Origin of the sequence: Streptomyces roseicoloratus (assembly GCF_004117935.1) — a bacterium.
Lineage (GTDB): Bacteria > Actinomycetota > Actinomycetes > Streptomycetales > Streptomycetaceae > Streptomyces > Streptomyces roseicoloratus.
Genome location: NZ_SDOY01000143.1, coordinates 95584 through 114897 on the forward strand (window position 1 = coordinate 95584; position 19314 = coordinate 114897).

17 protein-coding genes are annotated in these 19314 nt (G+C 73.9%); 5 read left to right on the forward strand and 12 right to left on the reverse strand.

The window, feature by feature from the left end; genetic code table 11:
- Nucleotides 1-72: 72 nt before the first annotated feature.
- Nucleotides 73-1497 carry a MocR-like pyridoxine biosynthesis transcription factor PdxR gene (gene pdxR / locus ESG85_RS23570; RefSeq protein ID WP_128982454.1) on the reverse strand — a complete coding sequence of 475 codons (1425 nt, stop codon included), beginning with the start codon at nucleotides 1495-1497 and terminating at the stop codon, nucleotides 73-75.
- Nucleotides 1498-1604: 107 nt separating this feature from the next.
- Between pdxR and ESG85_RS23575 the strand changes: the two genes are divergently transcribed.
- Both ESG85_RS23575 and ESG85_RS23580 read left to right on the forward strand, forming a co-directional pair.
- Nucleotides 1605-2174, forward strand: coding sequence for a carboxymuconolactone decarboxylase family protein (locus tag ESG85_RS23575; protein WP_425471272.1), 570 nt, complete (start codon nucleotides 1605-1607; stop codon nucleotides 2172-2174).
- Entirely contained in the window at nucleotides 2171-2950 is a 780-nt protein-coding gene (locus tag ESG85_RS23580; RefSeq protein ID WP_128982458.1) for an isocitrate lyase/PEP mutase family protein, read from the forward strand. The genes ESG85_RS23575 and ESG85_RS23580 overlap by 4 nt, the downstream gene beginning before the upstream one ends.
- A 159-nt stretch (nucleotides 2951-3109) precedes the next feature.
- Here ESG85_RS23580 and ESG85_RS23585 read toward each other — a convergent pair whose 3' ends face one another.
- The 3 genes from ESG85_RS23585 to ESG85_RS23595 all read right to left on the reverse strand — a co-directional run bounded on the left by ESG85_RS23585 (nucleotide 3110) and on the right by ESG85_RS23595 (nucleotide 5989).
- Nucleotides 3110-4099, reverse strand: coding sequence for a malate dehydrogenase (locus ESG85_RS23585; protein WP_128982460.1), 990 nt, complete (start codon nucleotides 4097-4099; stop codon nucleotides 3110-3112).
- A gap of 541 nt (nucleotides 4100-4640) precedes the next feature.
- Nucleotides 4641-5126 (reverse strand): DUF3017 domain-containing protein, encoded by a 486-nt coding sequence (locus ESG85_RS23590; protein ID WP_374050283.1) that lies wholly within the window; start codon nucleotides 5124-5126, stop codon nucleotides 4641-4643.
- A 2-nt stretch (nucleotides 5127-5128) separates the two neighbouring features.
- A complete protein-coding gene (locus tag ESG85_RS23595; RefSeq protein ID WP_128982462.1) occupies nucleotides 5129-5989 on the reverse strand; it encodes a bifunctional methylenetetrahydrofolate dehydrogenase/methenyltetrahydrofolate cyclohydrolase in 861 nt (286 codons plus the stop codon).
- A gap of 238 nt (nucleotides 5990-6227) precedes the next feature.
- Between ESG85_RS23595 and ESG85_RS23600 the strand changes: the two genes are divergently transcribed.
- Complete coding sequence (locus ESG85_RS23600; RefSeq protein ID WP_128982464.1) at nucleotides 6228-6806, forward strand: hypothetical protein; 579 nt, start codon at nucleotides 6228-6230, stop codon at nucleotides 6804-6806.
- Nucleotides 6807-6906: 100 nt separating this feature from the next.
- Here ESG85_RS23600 and ESG85_RS23605 read toward each other — a convergent pair whose 3' ends face one another.
- From ESG85_RS23605 to purN, 3 genes are all read right to left on the reverse strand, one after another.
- Nucleotides 6907-8358: a DUF2079 domain-containing protein gene (locus ESG85_RS23605; RefSeq protein WP_128982466.1), complete on the reverse strand. Its 1452-nt coding sequence runs from the start codon at nucleotides 8356-8358 to the stop codon at nucleotides 6907-6909.
- 219 nt (nucleotides 8359-8577) lie between these two features.
- Nucleotides 8578-10149, reverse strand: a complete 1572-nt coding sequence (purH, locus tag ESG85_RS23610) for a bifunctional phosphoribosylaminoimidazolecarboxamide formyltransferase/IMP cyclohydrolase (RefSeq protein WP_128982468.1) — start codon at nucleotides 10147-10149, stop codon at nucleotides 8578-8580.
- Nucleotides 10124-10753 (reverse strand): phosphoribosylglycinamide formyltransferase, encoded by a 630-nt coding sequence (purN, locus tag ESG85_RS23615; protein ID WP_128982470.1) that lies wholly within the window; start codon nucleotides 10751-10753, stop codon nucleotides 10124-10126. The genes purH and purN overlap by 26 nt, the downstream gene beginning before the upstream one ends.
- 251 nt (nucleotides 10754-11004) lie before the next feature.
- Between purN and ESG85_RS23620 the strand changes: the two genes are divergently transcribed.
- The gene (locus ESG85_RS23620; RefSeq protein WP_128982472.1) at nucleotides 11005-11709 is read left to right on the forward strand and encodes a hypothetical protein; all 705 of its coding nucleotides are present in this window, start codon (nucleotides 11005-11007) and stop codon (nucleotides 11707-11709) included.
- On the opposite strand, the gene ESG85_RS23625 is transcribed toward ESG85_RS23620, so the two are convergent.
- Entirely contained in the window at nucleotides 11710-13398 is a 1689-nt protein-coding gene (locus ESG85_RS23625) for a cell division protein PerM (RefSeq protein ID WP_181019090.1), read from the reverse strand.
- Between the two features lie 120 nt (nucleotides 13399-13518).
- On the opposite strand from ESG85_RS23625, the gene ESG85_RS23630 reads away from it, so the two are divergent.
- Nucleotides 13519-14982 (forward strand): helix-turn-helix domain-containing protein, encoded by a 1464-nt coding sequence (locus ESG85_RS23630; protein WP_128982474.1) that lies wholly within the window; start codon nucleotides 13519-13521, stop codon nucleotides 14980-14982.
- 128 nt (nucleotides 14983-15110) lie between these two features.
- On the opposite strand, the gene sucD is transcribed toward ESG85_RS23630, so the two are convergent.
- The 4 genes from sucD to ESG85_RS23650 form a co-directional block, all read right to left on the reverse strand.
- Nucleotides 15111-15995, reverse strand: coding sequence for a succinate--CoA ligase subunit alpha (gene sucD, locus ESG85_RS23635; RefSeq protein ID WP_128982476.1), 885 nt, complete (start codon nucleotides 15993-15995; stop codon nucleotides 15111-15113).
- Between the two features lie 21 nt (nucleotides 15996-16016).
- Nucleotides 16017-17195: an ADP-forming succinate--CoA ligase subunit beta gene (sucC, locus tag ESG85_RS23640; RefSeq protein WP_128982478.1), complete on the reverse strand. Its 1179-nt coding sequence runs from the start codon at nucleotides 17193-17195 to the stop codon at nucleotides 16017-16019.
- 430 nt (nucleotides 17196-17625) lie between these two features.
- Nucleotides 17626-18798, reverse strand: coding sequence for a VWA domain-containing protein (locus ESG85_RS23645; RefSeq protein ID WP_128982479.1), 1173 nt, complete (start codon nucleotides 18796-18798; stop codon nucleotides 17626-17628).
- A partial coding sequence (locus ESG85_RS23650) for a DUF5682 family protein (RefSeq protein WP_246095237.1) occupies nucleotides 18795-19314 on the reverse strand: 520 nt, incomplete at its 5' end. The genes ESG85_RS23645 and ESG85_RS23650, both read right to left, overlap by 4 nt.

A 19314-nucleotide genomic window follows, 5' to 3' on the forward strand; every position in this document is an offset into this window, starting at 1 on the left:
CACGACGACCGGAAGGCCGGCCCAGCCGACGACGGCGAGGACCCTCCGCCCCGGGGCGAAGCTCCGGGCCCCCTACGGCAGCGCCCTGCACAACGCCCCCAGTGCCCCCGCCCACCCACTGTCCGTGGGCGTCCCGTACCCCACCACCAACGCGTCCCGCCCGCGCGGCACGTCGGCGTGCCGGAAGCGGTTGATCCCGTTCAGCGCCAGCCCCTGGAAGGCCGCTGCCCGGATCACCGACTCCTCGGTGCCCGCCGGGAGTTCGAGCACGGCGTGCAGACCCGCCGCGATGCCGCTGACGCGCGTCCCGGGCGAGCACTCGGCGACGGCCGCGACGAGCTGGTCGCGGCGCCGCCGGTAGCGCAGCCGCATGGCCCGTACGTGCCGGTCGTACGCGCCCGACGCGAGGAACTCGGCCAAGGTCAGCTGGTCGGTGACGCCGGACATCCAGTCGAGATCGCCCTTCGCCGCCGCCACCTCGTCGACCAGGTGCTCCGGCAGCACCATCCACGCGAGCCGCAGCCCCGGCGCGAGGGACTTGCTGGCGGTGCCGAGGTACACGACCCGCTCCGGGTCGAGGCCCTGCAGCGCGCCGACGGGCTGGCGGTCGTAGCGGAACTCGCCGTCGTAGTCGTCCTCCAGGATCAGGCCGCCGGAGGCCCGCGCCCAGTCGACGGCCGCGGCCCGCCGGTCGGGCCGGAGGGCGCCGCCGGTCGGGAACTGGTGGGCGGGCGTCATCAGGACCGCACCGACCCGGTCCAGGGCACCGGTCCCCAACTCCTCGGTGCGGGTGCCCCGTTCGTCGAAGGGCAGCGCCGGCATCCGGATGCCCTCGCGGCCCAGCAGGTCCCAGTGGACGTCGAGTCCGTACGACTCCACGGCCACCTCCCGCACCCCGCGCTCCCGCATCACCCGGCTCATCAGCATGAGGCCGTGCACGAACCCCGAGCAGACGACGATCCGTTCGGGCCGCGCGTGGACGCCACGGGCTCGCGCCAGGTACTCGGCGAGCACCGTGCGCAGTTCGATCCGGCCGCGCGGATCGCCGTAGCCGAAGGCCTCGTGGGGCGCGGCCATGAGGGCCTTGCGGGCCGCCTTGAGCCAGTCGGCGCGCGGGAAGGAGCCGAGGTCGGGGGTGCCGGGCAGCAGGCTGTGGGCGGGCTTGCGCGACGCGGGGGTGACGGCGGCGGCGCCGCCCGACGGGGCCGCGCGGCGCGGCGCGGGCCGGGGCGCCGAGCGCGGGGCCACACGGGTGCCGGAACCCTGCCGCGCGGTCAGCCAGCCCTCGGCGACCAGTTCCGCGTACGCGTCGGCGACGGTGTTGCGGGCCACGCCCAGGTCGACGGCGAGCGAACGCGAGGACGGCAGCCGGGTCCCGGCCGTGAGCCGCCCGCTGCGCACGGCTTCCCGCAGGGCGTTCATGAGTCCGTCGCGCAGGCCCTGCCCGCGCAGCTCCAGGTGCAGGTCGGCGCCGAAAGTGGCCCAGTCATCCGCCATGGGAATGGACCATACCCGGGCACCACCCCGACCGTACGGTCGACGGCATGACCACCACGACGACGGGCACCGCATCCACGACCACCGCACCCACGACCGGCGCACCCGTGACCACCGCGGCGACCACCGGCGCCGGCACGGCCGCCCCCACCGCCGCCACCGGCGCACAGGGCGCGGCGCAGAGCGCGCCGCACGGCGCCCTCGCTCCCGAGCACCCGCCGCGGCTGGCCTTCGCCGAGCTGCACCCCGAGTTCTACAAGGCCATGACCCGCCTGGAGATCGCCGCGGCGAAGCACGTGGACCCGACGCTGTACGAGCTGGTCAAGATCCGTGCCTCGCAGATCAACAACTGCGCCTTCTGCCTGGACATGCACACCAAGGACGCGCTCGCGGCCGGCGAGAGCGTCCAGCGGATCGTGCAGCTGGCCGCCTGGCGCGAGTCCCGGCACTTCTACACCGAGCGCGAGCTGGCCGCCCTCGCCCTGACCGAGGCGGTCACCGTGCTCACCGACGGCTTCGTGCCCGACGAGGTGTACGCGGAGGCCGCCCGCCACTTCGACGAGACCTCGCTGGCGCACGTCATCGGCGCGATCATCGCGATCAACTCGTGGAACCGGATCGCCGTGACCTGCCGCTTCACACCGGGCCACTACACGCCGGGCGGGTCCAGGCGATGAGCGCCTCCCCCGCCGGGTCCGCCGGCGCCGACGTCCTGCGTGCCCTGCACCTCGACCGGCCGGCCGGGCGGCCGCTGGTCCTGCCGGGGCCGTGGGACGCGGCCTCCGCGCGGGTCTTCGAGGAGGCCGGTTTCCCGGCCCTGGCCACGCCGAGCGCCGGGATCGACGCGGCGCTCGGCAACCCGGACGGGACCACACGGCCGGAGGAGATGCTGGCGGCCGTGGCGCGGATCGCGCGGGCGGTGTCCGTGCCGGTCAGCGCCGACCTGGAGGACGGCTACGGGCTGCCGGCCGAGGAGCTCGTGGCGCGGGTCCTGGAGACCGGCGCGGTCGGACTGAACCTGGAGGACTCCGACCGCTCCGGCCACCGGCTGCGCGACCCGCGCGAGCAGGCCGAACGGCTCGCGGCGGTACGGGCGGCGGCCGGGCCGGCGCTGTTCGTCAACGCCCGGGTCGACACCTACCTCCACGGCGGGACGGCCGAGGAGGCCGCCGAGCGGGCGGTGCTCTACCGCGCGGCGGGCGCGGACTGCGTCTTCCCGGTCCTCGCGCCGCCCGCGGACCTGCCGCGGCTGCGGGCGGCGGGTGTCGAGGGCCCGCTCAACTTCCTGGCGCGGCCGGGCGACCCGTCGTGCGCCGAGCTCGGCGCGCTGGGCGCCACCCGGATCACGTTCGGCCCGGGTCTCCTGCGCCGCACGCTGGCACACCTCGCCGGCCTGGCCGCCGGCCTGACGGCGGGTCCGGCCACTGTTCCGGCCCCCGGCCCGGCCGCCTGACCGGCCGTCGGCCGCGCCCCCGGGCCGGCGGCCGGTCAGGCGGCGGAGACGACGGCCGAGGGGACCGGGGCGCCGGCCCGGCGCACGCCCTGAGGCCGGACACGGCGGTGCCCCCGGCCGGCGGCGGCCAGGGGCACCGTCACGTCAGAGGCGCGGCTCTCAGATGAGGCCGAGCTCGCGGACCGCGTCGCGCTCCTCGGAGAGCTCCTGGACCGAGGCGTCGATGCGGGCGCGGGAGAAGTCGTTGATCTCCAGGCCCTGGACGATCTCGTACTTGCCGTCCTTGCAGGTGACGGGGAAGGAGGAGATCAGGCCCTCCGGGACGCCGTAGGAGCCGTCCGACGGGATGCCCATGGAGGTCCAGTTGCCCTCGGCGGTGCCGTTGACCCAGGTGTGGACGTGGTCGATGGCCGCGTTGGCGGCGGAGGCGGCCGAGGACGCGCCACGGGCGTCGATGATCGCGGCGCCGCGCTTGGCGACGGTCGGGATGAAGGTGTCGGCGAGCCAGGCCTCGTCGTTCACGACCTCGGCGGCGTTCTTGCCGGCGATCTCCGCGTGGAAGATGTCCGGGTACTGCGTCGCGGAGTGGTTGCCCCAGATGGTGAGGCGCTTGATGTCCTCGACGGAGGCACCGGTCTTCTGGGCCAGCTGCGTCAGGGCGCGGTTGTGGTCCAGGCGGGTCATCGCGGTGAAGCGCTCGGCCGGGACGTCCGGGGCGGACTGCTGGGCGATCAGGGCGTTGGTGTTGGCCGGGTTGCCGACGACCAGGACCTTGATGTCGTCCGCGGCGTGGGCGTTGATCGCCTGGCCCTGCGGCTTGAAGATGCCGCCGTTGGCGGCGAGCAGGTCGCCGCGCTCCATGCCGGCGGTGCGCGGGCGGGCGCCCACGAGGAGGGCGACGTTGGCGCCGTCGAAGCCCTGGTTCGGGTCGTCGAAGATGTCGATGCCCTTGAGGAGCGGGAAGGCGCAGTCGTCGAGCTCCATGGCGGTGCCCTCGGCGGCCTTGACGCCCTGGGGGATCTCGAGGAGGCGCAGCTTGACCGGCACGTCCGCGCCGAGCAGGTGGCCGGAGGCGATGCGGAACAGCAGCGCGTAGCCGATCTGGCCGGCCGCGCCGGTCACGGTGACATTCACGGGAGTGCGGGTCATGGCGATCTCCGTAAGACAGCTGGCGGGTGGGGTTTCCCTTGCCCCTGAGGTGTCCCTGAAGGCGGCCCCTGAGGCTGGACGGCTCCTCGTGATCGATCGATGTCTCGACGTGAAGAGATATCCGGCGTCAGGCTATCGGACCGGGACCGGTGCGCACCTCCACCCCCTTGTGGTGCGGCTCACTGCCACCCGGCTGCCGACGCCCCCGGGACGGGTTCCGGGCCGGGCGCCGGCAGGCGCCGTGGCACGTAGCGGAATGGTCACCTCCGTCACCTCCGTGCCACAACGGCCCGGCGGGCCTTGAACCACGTTGGCACGTACATGACCCTTGATCGCAGCGGCGCCCGTCCTCCCACGGGGGAGAGGACGGGCGCCGTCATCGTTTCGGGTGAGCCCGCGATCCCGGGTGACGCCTCGGGTCGCGCCAGGCGGCCGTGACCGTCAGGCGGTGCCGGCCGCCAGGCGGTGCCGGCCGTCAGGCGGTGCCGGCCCCACGCGGCCGTGACCGTCAGGCGGCCGTGACCTCAGGCGCTCCCGGCCGTCAGGTGAGGGTCAGGTGGAGGATGTCCTCCAGGAACGGGATCCGCAGCCACGGCGCCGGCTGCACCATGAGCGCCAGCAGCACGATGAGCCCTCCCATCACGCCGTACGTGATCATGTCCGTGAAGCGCGAGCGCACCGCGAGCATCCCGACCGACGGCAGGGTGCGGCGCAGCACCGCCCCGGTCAGCAGCGCCGCCCCGACGAGCAGCGTGCCGACCCGGAACGACTGCGGGAACAGGTCCGTGCCGACGATCAGCAGACCGAGCGCGGCGAGACCGAGCACGGTCAGCAGCGGCCACTGGCGCGCGGGCGCCGACGCGTCGCCGGGCGCGGCCCGGCCACCGCCCTCGGGGCGGGCGGTCGTGGTGGTGAGCGTGGCCCGCGGGTGCCGACGCGAAGCCGTGCCGCCGCCGAGACCGGCGACGCCGCCCTCGGCGGGCTCCTCCGGGGTCTCCGGGCCGCCGGAGGCGTCGGAGGAGGACACGGTCAGCGGACCCCGGCCGCGCGCTCGGCGGCCTCGACGACGTTGACCAGGAGCTGGGCCCGGGTCATCGGGCCGACGCCGCCGGGGTTCGGGGAGATCCAGCCGGCCACCTCGGCGACACCGGGGTGCACGTCGCCGACGATCTTGCCCTCGTCGTTGCGGGAGACGCCGACGTCGAGCACGGCCGCGCCCGGCTTCACGTCCTCCGGCTTGATCAGGTGGGGCACGCCGGCCGCCGCGACGATGATGTCCGCGCGCCGCAGGTGCGCCGCGAGGTCCTTGGTGCCGGTGTGGCACTGGGTGACGGTGGCGTTCTCGGAGCGGCGGGTGAGCAGCAGCGGCATCGGGCGGCCGATGGTGACGCCGCGACCGACGACCACGACCTCGGCGCCCTTGATCTCCACGCCGTGCTTGCGCAGCAGCTGGATGATGCCGTACGGCGTGCAGGGCAGCGGCGCGGGCTCGTTGAGGACCAGCCGGCCGAGGTTCATCGGGTGCAGGCCGTCGGCGTCCTTGGCCGGGTCCATCAGCTCGAGGATGCGGTTCTCGTCGATGCCCTTGGGCAGCGGCAGCTGCACGATGTATCCGGTGCAGGCCGGGTCCTCGTTGAGCTCCCGCACGACGGCCTCGATCTCCGCCTGGGTGGCGGTGGCGGGCAGCTCGCGCTGGATGGAGGCGATGCCGACCTGGGCGCAGTCGCGGTGCTTGCCGGCGACGTACTTCTGGCTGCCCGGGTCGTCGCCGACCAGGATCGTGCCGAGGCCGGGCGTGACGCCCTGCTCCTTGAGGGCCGCCACTCGGGCGGTCAGATCGGACTTGATCGCGGCTGCGGTGGCCTTGCCATCGAGAATCTGGGCGCTCATGCGGCCATCCTCCCGGATGACCCCCGCCGGATTCCAATTCGGATCCGGAGATTGCACTTGCACAACTGCGCCGTCTACCGACTGGACAAGGGGTGGACGTTCTGACCACGATGATCTGCGCAGTTCCGCGAGCAGTGCCGGGGGGCAGAACCGCTCATACGTCGTGAAACACGTGGTGACATCTCCTCCGCGCAGGGCCGCGTCGTCCCCGCACAGGAAACAACGGAGGAGTCTCCCGATGAGCTTCGGCGACCCGAACAACCCCTACGGCCAGCAGCAGGGGCAGCAGCCCGGCTATGGCCACCCGCAGCAGTCCCCGCAGGGCGTCCCGCCGCAGCAGGGCTACGGCTACCCGGCGGCGCCGGCGTACGGCGGCGGCTACCCCGGCGCGCCCATGGAGATGCCCGGCGGCGTGAAGGCCGCCCGGGTCATGCTCTGGGTGATCGCGGGCCTCCAGGTCATCGGCCTGGCGCTCCTGGTTCTCGGCCTCGCCGCGGTCCAGAAGCTCAAGGACGACCCGTCGCTCAAGGCGGACTCGAACTTCGACGCGGTCACGAAGTTCGGCACCGGCATGATCTACGCGCTGATCGTCCTCGCCATCCTGTTCCTGGCGGGCGCGATCTGGGGTGCGATCCAGTGCGGCAAGGGCGGCAGCGGTGCGCGCGTCGGTCTGATCGTGCTCTCCTCGCTGACGATCGTGTTCAGCCTCTACCCGTGGTTCCCGCTCAGCCTGATCCACCTGGTCCTCGCGATCCTGGTCCTGGTCTTCGTCGCGAAGTCCGACGGTGCCGCCTGGTTCAAGCGTCCGCGCGTCTGAGCCACCGCGTCCGTACGGCAAGGGGCCGGGTTCCGACAGGAACCCGGCCCCTTCCGCGTGCCCGGGCCCCTTCCGCGTGCGGCGGGGCGGCCCGTGCCGCTCACTGCCGCTTCAGCACCACGAACTGCCCCGCCTGCTCGGTCACCGCGTACCGCGCCTCCGGGTGCAGCTGTGCGGCGAGGCCGACCGGGTCGGTGACCGGCTGGGACCAGCCGGAGGCGAGGTCGAAGGCGAGGTAGTCGGGGTTCACGCCCTGCGCGCCGCCGACCCAGTAGACCGTGTGGTCGCCGGTCAGGTGGGCCATCAGCGTCACGTTGGTCTCCACGCTGCTGCCCTCCGGCACCGCCGCCACCGCCCGCCGGGCGTCGAGGGTGCGGGCGTCGACGGCGTAGGTCTCGGGCTTGGTCAGCTCGCGCAGCGGCATGTCCAGGGCGTGCACCAGCGCGACCGCGGTGACGACCGGGACGGCGACCTTCCCGTACGCCACGAGCCAGGGCCGCGGCGAGGTGCGCACCGCGCGGACCGCGTCGACCAGGGCCAGGAAGACCACCGGCATGAGGATCGCGCTGTAGTGCCAGTACATGCCCCAGTGGTTGGGGTCGTGGGAGAGGAAGCGCCAGGCGAGGGTCGGCAGCACGAGCAGCATCAGCGGCGAGCGCAGGCAGAGGAAGCCGGTGACGCCGACGAGGAAGAGGAGCATCTCCCACTTCTCGCCGTGCTGGAAGGCGCCGAGCACGGAGTCGAGGAAGGACACCTCGGCGCCGTCGCCGCCCTTCTCGATCTTGGCCCAGTAGTCGTACTGGCCGACCCGGCTCGCCGCCGGGATGAGCACCAGCACCGTCAGCGCGAAGAAGGCCGTCCCGAAGCCGGCGAGGGCCGCGCCGAGCCGCTTCCGGCCCTTCACGAAGAGGACCGCGCCGACCATGGCGACGGTCAGGCCCATGTCCTCCTTGACGAACACCAGCGGCACGGACCAGCCGGCCGCCGCGCTCCAGCGGCCGAGCAGCAGGGCCCGGCAGACCAGGGCGAGCAGCGGGACGGCGAAGGCGATCTCGTGGAAGTCGGACTTCACCGCCTCCTGCAGGCCCCAGGACAGCCCGTACGCCACGGTCAGCGAGATGCCGGCGGCCCGGCTGCCGAGCACCTGCTGCGCGGTGCGGCCGACCACGACGGCGGAGGCGGCGAACAGCGCCGCCTGGGCGAGGAGCAGGGCGAGCGGGGAGGACCACACCCAGTAGAGCGGCGCGAGGAGCGCCGTCACCGGGCTGAAGTGGTCCCCGAGTATGAGGAAGCCGGGCCCCTTGATGTCGACGATCGGCGCGCGCAGCTCCGCGTAGGCGCGGACGGACTGCTCGAAGATCCCGAGGTCCCAGGAGGGCGAGCGGAAGCGCTCGTACCGGATCCAGGAGTACAGGAAGTACAGGGCGCCGAGGACGGTCGCGATGATCGCGTACGGCCGCGCGGGCGCCGTCGCGAGGCCGCCGTCCGGCCTGCCGCCGTCGGCTTCGGGGACGGAGGTCTCCGCCGCGGAACCGCTCTGCACATCCAACACCGCGCCCCCATGGACCGCCGCCGACAAAAGAGCAACCCATTAGAACAGAGTCACCCGACCGGCGGAATCGCCGACGTTTCGTGGTGGTTTGTCACCTCTTCCCGCGCCGTGCGCCCGGCAGACCCCGGGGAAGGGAGGCGCCGAGTACGGCGTCGAGCGCGCGGGCGGACGCGGGAACGGCCCGCCGGTCGGGGACCGGCGGGCCGTTCGCCTTCCGGATCAGTGGAAGAAGTGACGCGTCCCGGTGAAGTACATCGTCACGCCCGCCTTCTTCGCCGCCTCGACGACCAGCTCGTCGCGCACCGAACCGCCCGGCTGCACGACCGCCTTCACGCCCGCGGCCGTGAGGATCTCCAGCCCGTCCGGGAAGGGGAAGAAGGCGTCCGACGCGGCGTACGAGCCGCGGGCGCGCTCCTCGCCGGCCCGCTCGACGGCCAGCTTCGCGGAGTCGACGCGGTTGACCTGGCCCATGCCGACGCCGACCGAGGCGCCGTCCTTGGCGAGGAGGATCGCGTTGGACTTGACCGCGCGGCAGGCCTTCCAGGCGAAGGCGAGCTCGGCCAGCTCGTCCGCCGGGAGGGCCTCGCCGGTCGCGAGGGTCCAGTTCGCCGGGTCGTCGCCCTCGGCCTGGAAGACGTCGAGGTGCTGGACGACCGCGCCGCCGGAGATCGGCTTGATGTCGTCGATCATCGCCGCCGGGTAGCCGTCGACCTTGAGGATGCGGATGTTCTTCTTCTTCGCCAGGATCTCGACGGCGCCGTCCTCGTAGTCCGGAGCGGCGATGACCTCGGTGAAGATCTCGGCGACCTGCTCCGCCATCGCCACCGACACCGGGCGGTTGACCGCGATCACACCGCCGAACGCGGACAGCGGGTCGCACTCGTGCGCCTTGCGGTGCGCCTCGGCGACGTCGGCGCCGACCGCGATGCCGCACGGGTTGGCGTGCTTGATGATGGCGACGCAGGGCGCCTCGTGGTCGTAGGCGGCGCGGCGCGCGGCCTCGGTGTCCACGTAGTTGTTGAAGGACATCTCCTTGCCGTGCAGCTGCTCGGCGTGGGCGAGGCCGCCCTTCAGGCCGTCGCTGTAGAGCGCGGCGATCTGGTGCGGGTTCTCGCCGTAGCGGAGGGAGGACTTGCGCTCCCAGGTCTTGCCGAGGAACTCGGGCAGGTCCGCGTCCTCGTCGGCGGCGTAGCCGTCGGTGAACCAGGAGGCGACGGCGACGTCGTAGGCGGCGGTGTGCTGGAAGGCCTCGGCGGCGAGCCGCTTGCGGGCCTTCAGGTCGAAGCCGCCGGAACGGACGGCGCCGAGGACGTCCGCGTACCGCTCGGGGCTGGTGACGATGGCGACCGACGGGTGGTTCTTGGCCGCGGCGCGGACCATCGACGGGCCGCCGATGTCGATCTGCTCGACGCACTCGTCCGGCGTGGCGCCGGAGGCGACGGTCTCGCGGAACGGGTACAGGTTGACGACGACCAGGTCGAAGGGCTCGACGCCGAGCTCGGCGAGCTGCTCGCGGTGCGACTCGAGGCGCAGGTCGGCGAGGATGCCGGCGTGCACGCGCGGGTGCAGGGTCTTGACGCGGCCGTCCAGGCACTCGGGGAAGCCGGTCAGCTCCTCGACCTTGGTGACCGGGACGCCGGCCGCGGCGATCTTCGACGCGGTGGAGCCGGTGGAGACCAGCTCGACCCCGGCCTCGTGCAGACCGCGGGCCAGCTCCTCCAGGCCCGTCTTGTCGTAGACGCTGACCAGCGCGCGGCGGATGGGCTTAACGGTGTCCGTGTTCACCGACATGAACCTTTCGTCCCTCAATGCTGTAGCCGTTGCGGGCGAGGCGCCCCACGACCTCGACGAGCAGCGAGCGCTCGACTTCCTTGATGCGCTCGTGGAGCGCGTCCTCATCGTCCTCGTCCCGCACCTCGACCACGCCCTGGGCGATGATCGGGCCGGTGTCGACTCCGTCGTCGACGAAGTGGACGGTGCACCCGGTCACCTTCGCGCCGTAGGCGAGGGCGTCGCGCACGCCGTGCGCGCCGGGAAAACTGGGCAGGAGCGCCGGGTGGGTGTTGACGACCCGGCCGCCGAAGCGGGCCAGGAACTCCTTGCCGACGATCTTCATGAAGCCGGCCGACACGACGAGATCGGGCTCGTACGCGGCGGTGGCCTCGGTCAGTGCGCGGTCCCACTCGTCGCGGCTCGCGTGGTCCTTGACGCGGCACACGAAGGTGGGAAGCCCGGCGCGCTCGGCCCGCTCGAGACCGGCGATGCCCTCGCGGTCCGCGCCGACGGCGACGACCTCGGCGCCGTAGCCCTCGGGGTCGGCGGCGATCGCGTCGAGCAGGGCCTGGAGGTTCGTGCCGGAGCCGGAGACCAGGACGACGAGGCGGGCGGCAGCCACTGGGGTCACTCTTTCCGTGGTGTTTGTGCGGTCGTACGAACGAATCGCGTCCCTGGATACGGGGAACCCTACGAAGGGGCCGACCGTCAGCAACGATACCGGCACTCGGGAAGGCCCCCACGGGACGGGGGCGGGACCGGGCGGTAGCGTCAGGGTCCGACGACACGCCACTGACACGCCACACACAGGCCGCACCAGCGCCGCGCCACAGTCCCACCCGCGCACACAGACAGAGGGAAGACGTCCAGCACATGCCGGATCGCCAGTCCACGAACGACAACAACCCGTTCGCTCCGCCGCCGGAGGGGCAGCCGGACCAGCCGTGGCAGCCGCGGCTCCCGGAGGGCTCCCGGGGGTCCGATGACGGTTCGGGCGCGGGCCCGGGCTGGAGCAGCAGTCAGCCGGGGAGATCCTCCGACGGCTTCGGCGGGCGCCCCGAGCGGAACCCCGGCGGCCAGGGCGGCGGCCAGGGCGGATCCGGTGGTTCCGGCGGCGGGCCCGAGGGCGGGCAGGGCCCGGGGCTCCGCTGGGACCCGACCGACCCGGCCCAGCGGCGCGCGCGGTACGCGGTGCTGTCGGGCATGTGGGCCTTCTTCTTCTCCTTCTTCGTGCAGGAGGTCGCCCTGCTGCTCGGCGCGCTCGGCGTGTACTGGGCGATCAGCGCCCTGCGCACCCGGACCCGGGCCCCGGAGGCGGCGGAGGGCGTCGACGGCCCGCCGGCGGCCGCGCAGGTGATGGCAGCGGCGACCGCGAACCGCGCCAAGCAGACGTCGGCGATCAGCGGCCTCGTCGCGTCCGCGCTGGCCCTGATGATCGTCGCGAGCGGCTTCCTGGTGCACCTGGTGTACCAGGACTTCTACGAGTGCCGTGCCGATGCCCTGACCAAGCAGAGCCAGCTGGCCTGCAACGACCTGCTGCCGAAGCCGCTGCAGGACACGCTGGGCGTGCGGGAGTAGTCACTCGGGCGCCGGCTCCCGCGACGGCTCCGGCGGCTGCGGCGCCTCGGCGGTCGGACCGGGATGCGGGGAGCTCGGCCCGGGATGCGGGGAGCTCGGCCCGGGATGCGGCCCGGCGCCGGGGCCGGGGCCCGGGGGTGCGCTCCGGGACGGCGGCTCCCAGGCGGCCGGCAGGAAGCCGTAGCCCTCGTCCCCGCCCTCGTCGTCCAGCGCGTCGAGGGCCTCCAGGGCGTCGAGCGCGGCGAGCGCTCCGGCCGTGCTCTCGCGCGCTCCGTCCGAGGCGGTCCGGGCGCCCTGGACTCCCGGGCCAGGCGCCGAGTCGCCGTCGGCGGAGCCGGGCACGGACGGCCGTGCGGGTCCCCCGGGGCCGGACGCGCCACCGGAAACGGCACCGGCGGCGCCCCCGGGCGCACCCTGGTGACCCGGGCCGGCGACCGCCCGCGCCGCCGGAGCCGCCGCCTCGGCCGCCCGTTCCCTCGCCTTGCGTTCGGCGCGGCGGCCCCAGGCCCGTACCGCGAAGGCGACCGGCAGTCCCACCACCGCGCACCACAGCACCGCGGCCGCACCCGTCCGCCACCACACCGGACCGAAGGCCAGGAGCCGTCCCGAGCCCAGCGGGCCGCCGGCCAGGGCGGACAGGACGGCGACGGCCGTCCCGCAGGCCGCGGACGCGCACAGCGCGGTCAGCGCCGTCTCCTTCCCGGACCGGTGGCGGGCCGCCCGGCCCACCAGGCGGCCGAGCACCACCGCCGCCACGGCCGGGACCGCGGCCGCCGCCCAGTGCGGCCACCGGCCGGGGCCCTCGCCGGGCAGGGCCGCGAGCAGCGGGAAGTCCGGCACGGCCGGGGTGCCGGTGAAACCGAGCGGGGTGACCAGGGCGCCCGTGCCGAGCGAGAAGCCAGGGCCGAGCCCGTAGGCCAGTCCCCAGACGACGGCGTTCGGCAGCAGCGCGAGGACGAGCAGGGCGAGTGCCGCCCGGCCCGACCACTCGCCCGCGAGCCCGTCGAAGGACGCCTGGGCGTCGCCCACGTGCCACAGCAGCGAGGCCGCCGCGAGCAGCGCGCCGCCCGCCGCGAGAGCGACCAGGGCGAGTCCGGCGGCGCGCAGGGCGAGCGCGTACCGCTCACGGTCCGGCAGCGGCCGCCCGCGGGCCGTCCAGACGCCCGTGCCCGCCGCGGCGAGGACCGTGACGGGCGTCCAGGCACCCGTGACGAGCAGCTCGGCGGGCAGTGTCCCGGCCTCCGTATAAACCACGACGGCGGCCGCGACCAGCAGGTATCCGCCGGTGACGGCGGCCGCCGCGCCGAGCGGCGAGGGCACGGGACCGCCGTCCCTGTCGAGGGTGTCCCGGGCCGCCCGGTGCGCGAGCCACAGCGGCAGGACGGTGAGCAGCAGCGGCGTGACGCCGAGCGGGGCGGGGACGCCGGAGACGGTGCCGGTGCGGAGCAGGTCCCCGCCGTGGGCGAGCAGCCACAGGCCGGCGGCGGTGTGCAGGGCGCCGCCGGGTCCGCTGTCCGGGAACGGGGAGGCGATCCAGGCCGCGGTCACGAGCACGGCGAGCGCCCCGAGCCCGAGGCCCGCCGCGACGGCGCCGTGCACGAGAGCGGTGGCCAGGGGTGCGGCGGAGCGGTGTCCCTGGACCGGTGTGTCGGGCGCCGCGGGCGGGCGCTGCTCGGTCACGTGCGTCACGGAGGTCATGCTGCCAGCGACACGCTGTTCGTCCGCGTAACAGGCGAATGACCGTTGTGTCGCTCAAGATACGTTTATGTACTTTTCCGCACGGAGCCGTGCTGTGGGAGGTCGACGCCGATGAGTCCGACGAGCCCCTCCGTCTCCCTTCCTTCGCCCAAGGAGCGGCGCCGCCTGCGGGAGGCACTCTCCCTGAGCGAGGACCAGGTCGCGGAGGCCCTGGGCGTCACCCGGGCCACCGTCCGCGCCTGGGAGACCGGTCGCAGTTCCCCGAGAGGACGCAAGCGGGAGGCGTACGCGAAGCTGCTCGGCATCTACGAGGAGCCGACCGCGCCCCGCCCGGAGAAGCCCGCCCGCCCGTCCTCGGCCGCCACGCGCCCGCGACCCGCCGCCATGGGCACCGCGCGCCCGCCGAAGACCCCCACGGCAGCGCCGGCCGGCCGGCCGGCCCCGGAGCCCGTGGAACCCCACCGTCCCTGGGAGGCCGCATCCCAGCCGCCGGAGGAGCGCCTGAAACCTGCCGGCCCGCCCGCCGGGCCGACCGACTCGCCCCGCTCGACCGTCGGGTCGGGCGGGGATGCCGTCGGGACCGACGGGGGTGCCGGCGGGACCGGCACGGGCGCCGGCGCGGACGCCGTCGGGACCGACGCGGGTGCCGGCGGGACCGACAGGGGTGCCGACGCGGGTGCCGGCGGGGGTGCCGGCGCTCCCGTGGAGGTGCGGCCCGCCACGCCGGGCCGCGAGGACGTCACCCCGCCCGAGGCCGGCGGGCCCGGTGCTCCCGGGCTCACGCCCGAGGAGGCGTTCGACGCGCTCTACGCGTACGCCGCGCCCTCGCTGGTCCACCAGACGTATCTGCTCACCGGGCGCCGCCGGCTCTCCCGCGAGTCCGTCGAGTTCGCCTTCCACCACGCCTGGCAGCACTGGCCCGAGGTCGCCGTCGACCGTGACCCGGTGGGCTGGGTGCGCGCGGCGGCGTACGAGTACGCGCTGTCGCCCTGGCACCGGTTCCGGCGCCGCCACCGGCATCCCGACTCCGCGCCGACCGAGGCCTCCCGGCGGGCGCTGCTCGGGGCGCTCCTGGAACTGCCGCCGCCGTACCGCCGCACCGTCCTGCTCTACGACGGTCTCGGCCTCGATCTGCCGGAGACGGCCGCGGAGACCGAGGCGAGCACCCCGGCCGCCGGGAACCGGCTGCTGCACGCCCGTACGGTCATCGGACGGCGGGTCCCCGAGCTCTCCGACCCGGAGGCGCTGCACCGCCGGCTGGCCGCGCTCGTCGCGGAGGCGCCGACGGCCACGCTGCCGGCGGCGCGCGCCGTGCGGACGGGGAGCGAGCGGCGGTCGAGGCGGCTGACCCGGACGGTGATCGGGGTGACGGCGGCGCTGATCTGCGTCACGGCGGTCACCGCGGCGACCGCGCCGACCCGGTACATCCCGGCCATCGCGCCGGGCATGGTCGTCGACGGCGTCCCGGTCCGCGGCGGCCCGCAGAAGCTGGGCCCGGAGGACAAGGAACTGCGCGACATGCTGCGTACGGCCCCGAACCCGGGCCCCGAGCGTCTGGTCCCGGCGGCGGAGTAGGGCCCGTACGCGCGTGGGCCCCGCCCCACCCGGTTTCCCGGGTGGGGCGGGGCCCACTGCCGTGCGGTGGCCGTCAGGCCGTTGCCGTCGGACGGCCGTCACACGGTTGCGTCAGGCGATCGCCCGCGTCAGCCCGCGAGGATCGCGCGCGCCAGCTTGGCGGTCTCGGTCGGGGTCTTGCCGACCTTCACACCGGCGGCCTCGAGGGCCTCCTTCTTCGCCTGGGCGGTGCCGGAGGAGCCGGAGACGATGGCGCCGGCGTGGCCCATGGTCTTGCCCTCGGGCGCGGTGAAGCCCGCGACGTAGCCGACGACCGGCTTGGTGACGTTGGCCTTGATGAAGTCGGCCGCACGCTCCTCGGCGTCGCCGCCGATCTCGCCGATCATGACGATCAGGTCGGTCTCCGGGTCGGCCTCGAAGGCCGCCAGGCAGTCGATGTGCGTGGTGCCGATGACCGGGTCGCCACCGATGCCGACGGCGGAGGAGAAGCCGATGTCACGGAGCTCGTACATCATCTGGTACGTCAGCGTGCCGGACTTCGAGACCAGGCCGATGCGGCCCGGCTTGGTGATGTCGCCCGGGATGATGCCGGCGTTCGACTGGCCCGGGGTGATGAGGCCGGGGCAGTTCGGGCCGATGAGGCGGGTCTTGTTGCCCTTCTCCACGGCGTACGCGTAGAACGCGGCGGAGTCGTGGACGGCGATGCCCTCGGTGATGACGACGGCGAGCGGGATCTCGGCGTCGATCGCCTCGACCACGGCGGCCTTGGCGAAGGCCGGCGGGACGAAGAGGACCGAGACGTTGGCGCCGGTCTCCTTCATCGCCTCGGCGACGGTGCCGAAGACCGGGACCTCGGTGCCGTCGAAGTCGACGGTCGTGCCGGCCTTGCGCGGGTTCACGCCGCCGACGATGTTGGTGCCGTCACCCAGCATGAGCTTGGTGTGCTTCATGCCCGTGGCACCGGTCATGCCCTGGACGATGACCTTGCTGTCCTTGTTGAGGAAGATAGCCATGGCTGTTCTGTCCCTCTTCCCTTACTTCGCAGCCGCGAGCTCGGCGGCCTTGTCGGCCGCGCCGTCCATGGTGTCCACACGCTGCACCAGCGGGTGGTTGGCGTCCGACAGGATCTTGCGACCCAGCTCCGCGTTGTTGCCGTCGAGGCGCACGACCAGCGGCTTGGTGACCTCGTCGCCACGGGAGGCGAGGAGCTCCAGGGCCTGGACGATGCCGTTGGCGACCTCGTCACAGGCGGTGATGCCGCCGAAGACGTTGACGAACACGGACTTGACGTCCGGGTCGCCGAGGATGATCTCCAGGCCGTTCGCCATGACCTCGGCGGAGGCGCCGCCGCCGATGTCGAGGAAGTTGGCCGGCTTCACGCCGCCGTGGTTCTCACCGGCGTACGCGACGACGTCCAGGGTCGACATGACCAGGCCGGCGCCGTTGCCGATGATGCCGACCTCGCCGTCGAGCTTGACGTAGTTGAGGCCCTTGGCCTTGGCGGCAGCCTCGAGCGGGTTGGCTGCGGCCTTGTCCTCGAGCGCCTCGTGCTCGGGCTGACGGAAGTCGGCGTTGGCGTCCAGGGACACCTTGCCGTCGAGGGCGATGACCTCGCCGGAGGCGACCTTGGCCAGCGGGTTGACCTCGACGAGGAGGGCGTCCTCGGCGACGAAGGTCTTCCACAGGGTCACGAGGACCTCGGCGACCTTCTCGGCGACCTCGGCCGGGAACTGGGCCTGGGCGACGATCTCACGGGCCTTCTCGATGTCGACGCCCTTGTTGGCGTCCACCGGGACCTTCGCGAGCTTCTCGGGGGTCGTCGCGGCGACCTCCTCGATGTCCATGCCGCCGGCGACGGAGGCCATGGCGAGGAAGGTGCGGTTGGTGCGGTCGAGGAGGTACGAGACGTAGTACTCCTCGGCGATCTCCGGAGCGGTCTCCGCGATCATCACCTTGTGGACCGTGTGGCCCTTGATGTCCATGCCCAGGATGTCCGTCGCGCGGGCGACGGCCTCTTCCGGGGTGGCGGCCAGCTTGACGCCGCCGGCCTTGCCGCGGCCGCCGACCTTGACCTGCGCCTTGACGACCGACTTGCCGCCAAGCCGCTCCGTCGCAGCGCGCGCCGCCTCAGGCGTGTCGATGACTTCACCGGCCAGCACCGGTACACCGTGCTTGGCGAAGAGGTCCCTCGCCTGGTACTCGAACAGGTCCACGCGCGTCCCTTTTCTAGATGATCGCGGTTCGTTGTCTGCGTGGGCGTGCCGCGGAGGGCAACGTGACTGCGCTGTCACAAGGGAGGCGTACACGGTGTCCGTGGACGCGGCATGTCCGTCTCGCAGGTTATCCCCGTGGGACGTGGGTCCCTAAATCGCAGATCACAACCTGGCGGTGATACGGGTCACAGACCGTAGGCGGCGCGAGGCGGTCCGGAGTGGCGGCCGGGGGTCCCGGGCAGGGCCTCGGGGCAGGCGGGGCGGGGGCACGGAGTGCCTCACGACGCGCCGGGCGGCGGGGTGAGGGCCATGCCGCCAGTGGTGTGATATGGGCCTCAGTGGCGGCGGGCGCACCCGTCCGGGTGGTGGCGCGGCGACGGAATCCGCACCGCGTCGCCACCGGATCCGCACCGCTGCCGGGCCGCGGGGCTCATGCCTCGGGTATCGGCAGCGGGCGCTTCTCCAGGGCCGCGGCCATGACCTCGGGGAAGAGGTCGGGGGTGCAGGCGAAGGCGGGCGCGCCGAGGGCGGCGAGGGCGGCGGCGTGCTCCCGGTCGTAGGCGGGCGCGCCCTCGTCGGAGAGGGCGAGCAGGGCGACGAACTGCACGCCCGAGGCCTTCATCGCCGCGACCCGCTTGAGCATCTCGTCGCGGATGCCGCCCTCGTAGAGGTCGCTGATGAGGACGACGACGGTGTCGGCGGGGCGGGTGATCCTCGACTGGCAGTAGGCGAGCGCCCGGTTGATGTCCGTGCCGCCGCCGAGCTGGGTGCCGAACAGCACGTCGACGGGGTCGTCGAGCTGCTCGGTGAGGTCGACGACGGCGGTGTCGAAGACGACCAGGCGGGTGGCGACGGAGCGCAGGGAGGCGAGGACGGCGCCGAACACGGAGGCGTGGACGACGGAGGCGGCCATGGAGCCGGACTGGTCGACGCAGAGCACGACCTCCTTCTTCACCGACCGGCTCGCCCGGCCGTATCCGACCAGCCGCTCGGGCACGACGGTGCCGTACTCGGGGAGGTAGTGCGCGAGGTTGGCGCGCACGGTGCGGTCCCAGTCGATGTCCCGGTGGCGCGGGCGGCTGATCCGGGCGGAGCGGTCGAGCGCGCCGGTGAGCGTCGCGCGCGTACGGCCGGCGAGCCGCTCCTCCAGCTGGTCGACGACCTTGCGGACGACGGCCCTGGCGGTCTCCTTGGTGGTCTCCGGCATCGCCTTGTTGAGGGAGAGCAGGGTGCCGACGAGGTGGACGTCGGCCTCGACCGCCTCCAGCATCTCCGGCTCCAGGAGCAGGGTGGCGAGTCCGAGCCGGTCGATGGCGTCGCGCTGCATGACCTGGACGACGGAGCTGGGGAAGTACGTGCGGATGTCCCCGAGCCAGCGGGCGACGGAGGGCGCGGAGGCGCCGAGCCCGGCCGAACGGTCGCCGCCGGTCCGCCGGTCTCCGCCGCCGGTGCCTCCGTAGAGCGCGGCCAGGGCGCCGTCCATGGCGGCGTCGGTGCCGCTGAGGGCGCGGCCGGTGCCGTCGGCCGCGCCGCCGCCCAGGACGAGCCGCCAGCGGCGCAGCCGTTCGTCGTCCGTGTCCGTACCGGTGCCGAGGGTGGTCATGCGGATGCCTCCGTACCGAGGATGAGGTGGAGCAGGGGCAGGACGTCGTCGGCGCGGCGCTCGTCGCGGACGGCGGCGAAGCCGGGTGTGACGGCCGCGGCGCCGGCGGAGCCGCCGGCCGGGGCGCCGCGCGCGACCAGCTCGCCGAGCGTGCGGCGCACGCCGGGCTCGTACGCGGAGAACGTGCGCCGCAGCAGCGGCAGGACGTCGGTGAACGCCTCCGGGGCCACGCCGCCCAGCCAGGTGTCGACCAGGCCGAGCAGTCGCTCGTCGTGGACGAGGAGCAGTCCGCCGCCCGACGCGCCGCCGACGAAGCCCTCGATCCAGCCGGCGGCGTCGGCGGGCGGCGCGCCGGGCGACAGCGCGAGCCCCATCAGCCGGGCCGCCTCGTCCACGCCGACCCGGCCTTCGTCGAGCAGCAGCCGGGCGGCCCGGCCGCGCAGCACGCCGGGTACGCGGTCGCGCACGGCGAGCCGCCGCAGCACGGCGGCCCACCGCTCACCGAGCCCGGCGTCC